The organism is Chryseobacterium sp. SIMBA_028, assembly GCF_046535285.1.
Classification (GTDB): Bacteria; Bacteroidota; Bacteroidia; order Flavobacteriales; family Weeksellaceae; genus Chryseobacterium.
The window spans coordinates 1-264 of sequence record NZ_JAWRWZ010000383.1; the positions used below are offsets into that span (position 1 = coordinate 1).

The 264-nt window shown below is 57.2% G+C and carries 1 protein-coding gene; it reads left to right on the plus strand.

The window, feature by feature from the left end:
* On the plus strand, positions 1-264 hold a 264-nt coding region (locus SCA31_RS23850), incomplete at both ends, for a hypothetical protein (RefSeq protein WP_410699481.1).

Sequence of the window (264 nt, forward strand, 5' to 3'; positions counted from 1 at the left end):
GGAGCTGGGGAGGTCTGCAACGGCCTCCCTGTCGCTCAACGATTCGGCTGTCAGGGGACTGGCAGGCAAGTCATCCGGCGCTATTGGCATGAGCGACCTACGTGGCAAGTCCTCATGGGTGCTACAGACGACGATCACGATTGGCAGCAGTGGCTCCAACTACGGCTTCTCAAACACGGTGTTTGGCTCCATTGCCAACCGTAACTTCCACGGAAGGACGATTACGTATTTGGCAAGAGCGGGCTTCTTTAACGGCAGTGGCTT